Origin of the sequence: Mesorhizobium sp. M7A.F.Ca.CA.001.08.2.1 (genome assembly GCF_003998455.1) — a bacterium.
Classification (GTDB): Bacteria; Pseudomonadota; Alphaproteobacteria; order Rhizobiales; family Rhizobiaceae; genus Mesorhizobium; species Mesorhizobium ciceri.
Genome location: NZ_RZPW01000760.1, coordinates 1 through 2,897, shown reverse-complemented (window position 1 = coordinate 2,897; position 2,897 = coordinate 1). Strand labels below are relative to the sequence as shown.

3 protein-coding genes are annotated in these 2,897 nt (G+C 62.1%); all 3 read left to right on the top strand.

Going from position 1 to position 2,897, the window contains the following annotated elements:
• Nucleotides 1-100: 100 nt before the first annotated feature.
• The 3 genes from EN914_RS30365 (at nucleotide 101) to hflX (ending at nucleotide 2,747) form a co-directional block, all read left to right on the top strand.
• Nucleotides 101-964, top strand: coding sequence for a D-amino-acid transaminase (locus tag EN914_RS30365; protein WP_013531497.1), 864 nt, complete (start codon nucleotides 101-103; stop codon nucleotides 962-964).
• Between the two features lie 145 nt (nucleotides 965-1,109).
• Complete coding sequence (gene hfq / locus EN914_RS30360; protein WP_006202172.1) at nucleotides 1,110-1,355, top strand: RNA chaperone Hfq; 246 nt, start codon at nucleotides 1,110-1,112, stop codon at nucleotides 1,353-1,355.
• A complete protein-coding gene (gene hflX, locus EN914_RS30355; protein ID WP_024505197.1) occupies nucleotides 1,356-2,747 on the top strand; it encodes a GTPase HflX in 1,392 nt (463 codons plus the stop codon).
• The last annotated feature ends 150 nt before the right edge of the window (nucleotides 2,748-2,897 follow it).

Below are 2,897 nucleotides of genomic sequence, written 5' to 3'. Positions count from 1 at the left end.
GTCTGAGCGCGTCCAGCCGCCGCGCGTGGTCCAACCATTTGCCGGTTACGCCCGCGGTGGAATCGCATAAGAAAGCCCGAGAATTTCTGAGGGGTCGCCAATGCCGCGCATTGCCTATGTCAACGGGCGCTATGTCACGCACGCCGACGCTGCCGTGCATATCGAGGATCGCGGCTATCAGTTCGCCGACGGTGTCTATGAGGTCTGCGAAGTAGCGCGTGGCTTCATCGTCGACATGCCGCGCCACCTGGCCCGGCTGAACCGTTCGCTGACCGAATTGTCGATCGCCTGGCCGGTCACCTCTCACGTGCTGCCGCTCATTCTGCGTGAGGTGGTCAATCGCAACCACGTCGCCAATGGTCTGGTCTACGTGCAGGTGACGCGCGGCGTGGCCAGCCGCGACTTCGTCTTCCCTTCCGCCGACACCAAGCCTTCGCTGGTGGTCACCGCCAGGAAGGCTGACCCTGCCGCCGGAGCGAAGCGAGCCGAGACCGGCATCGCCGTCATCACCGTGCCGGAGAACCGCTGGGATCGCGTCGACATCAAGACCGTCGGGCTGCTGCCCAATGTATTGGCCAAGCAGAAGGCCAAGGAAGCCGGTGCGCAGGAAGCCTGGTTCGTCGACGATGAAGGCAACGTAAAAGAAGGCGGCTCGTCCAATGCCTGGATCGTCACCCGGGACGGCGTCCTGGTTACCAGGCCGGCCGAGCATGGCATCCTGCGCGGCATCACCCGCACGACCATGTTCGAAGTGGCGGCCAAGCTTGGCCTGAAGATCGAGGAGCGCGGCTTTTCCGTCGCCGAGGCCAAGACGGCACGCGAGGCGTTCATCAGTTCCGCAACGACGATCGCCATGCCGGTGGTGACCATCGATGGCGACACGGTCGCCAATGGGCACCCCGGCTCAATAACACTTTCGTTGCGGCAAGCCTTTTTTGACATTGCGGAAAAAAGTCCAGCCTGATAACCGCACAGGTGGAATGAACATCAATATATCTCGTTCTGCTTGTCGTTACTGACGACAAGACGGTGTTTGCGAGCTTGACATGCGCCCGTTAATTTGGCGCATTGGCTTGCAAACCGAAGGGGATCGGCGAAAGACAAGAACAATGGCGGAACGATCGCAAAACCTTCAGGACCTGTTCCTGAATTCAGTTCGCAAGAGCAAGAACCCGCTCACCATCTTCCTCATCAACGGCGTGAAGCTGACCGGCGTGGTCACTTCGTTCGACAATTTCTGTGTCCTGCTGCGCCGCGATGGTCACTCCCAGCTCGTCTACAAGCACGCCATTTCCACGATCATGCCGAGCCAGCCGGTTCAGATGTTCGATGGCGAGGAAAGCCAGGGCGCCTGATTGGCACGTGAGAAAGACGCGGACGCCACCGTTCGCGGGAAACCAGCGCATCACCCCGGGACTGAGGCCAAGGGCCCGACCCGGGCCGTGGTCATTGTGCCCGTCCTTACCCGCCACCAGCGCAACGACGACGAGACCAACCGCCCGCGGCTGATGCGTTCGGCTGATGCGCGTCACGACGAGGCCGTTGGCCTTGCCCGCGCCATCAACCTTGATCTGATTCACACCGCGGTGGTGACCGTCAACGATCCGCGCCCGGCGACGCTGCTCGGCAGCGGCAAGGTCGCCGAGTTCGCGGAAATCGTCAAAGAGGGACATGCGGAAGTGGTCGTCGTCGACCATCCGCTGACCCCGGTGCAGCAGCGCAATCTCGAGAAAGAGCTGAACGCCAAGGTGCTGGACCGCACCGGGCTGATCCTCGAAATCTTTGGCGAGCGCGCGCGCACCAAGGAAGGCACGCTGCAGGTCGAGCTCGCCCATCTCAACTACCAGAAGGGCCGCCTCGTGCGTAGCTGGACCCATTTGGAGCGTCAGCGCGGCGGCGCCGGATTCCTTGGGGGCCCCGGCGAAACACAGATCGAATCCGACCGGCGGCAGTTGCAGGAAAAGATCATCAAGCTGAAGCAAGAGCTGGAAACGGTGCGGCGCACGCGCGACCTGCACCGCGCCAAGCGCAGGAAGGTGCCGTTCCCGGTGGTGGCGATCGTCGGCTACACCAATGCCGGGAAGTCGACGCTGTTCAACCGGCTGACCGGGGCGGATGTGCTGGCACAGGACATGCTGTTCGCCACGCTCGACCCGACGCTGCGCCGCGTGCGCCTGCCACATGGCACGCCGATCATCCTCTCCGACACGGTCGGCTTCATTTCGGACCTGCCGACACATCTGATCGCGGCTTTCCGCGCCACCCTGGAAGAGGTGGTCGAGGCCGACCTCGTGCTTCATCTGCGCGACATTTCCGATCCGGACACGGCCGCCCAGGCCGAGGATGTCGAGCGTATCCTTGCAGATCTTGGCGTTGACGCTGGTGATGCCAAGCGGGTGATCGAAGTGTGGAACAAGATCGACCGGCTCGACGAAGGCAACCGGACCCGGCTGCTTGCAGACGGCGCCGATGCCAACAAGGCGCCGCCGATTGCGGTGTCGGCGGTAACCGGCGAGGGCATCGATGGGCTGAAGGCGATCATCGAAACGCGGATGGCGGGCGAACTCGAAGACCTCACCGTGACGATCGAGCCGGCACAGTTCGGCCTTGTCGACTGGCTTTACCGCAATGGCGATGTGGTTTCGCGAAGCGACAATGACGACGGCAGCGCCACCATCTCGCTGAAGGCCACGCAAAGCGCGCGCGAAGAGATCGAAAACAGATTGCGTCGTAAAAACAACGGATAATCCGGAGCAGTTCCAGGAAAAGTGTATAGCGGTTTCCGTCGGGAGTTGCCCGAAAAGAGAGACTACTTCGCGGTCTTTGCTTCCTGCCAGAGCGCTTCCATCTCGGCCAGATCAGCCTTGTCCAGCGTGTTGCCGGCTTTCTCCAAAGCC

What these genes read in the sequence shown, in the direction of transcription:
- EN914_RS30365 (WP_013531497.1), top strand. Translation starts at nt 101, where the DNA reads ATGCCGCGCATTGCCTATGTCAACGGGCGCTATGTCACGCACGCCGAC.
- hfq (WP_006202172.1), top strand. Translation starts at nt 1,110, where the DNA reads ATGGCGGAACGATCGCAAAACCTTCAGGACCTGTTCCTGAATTCAGTT.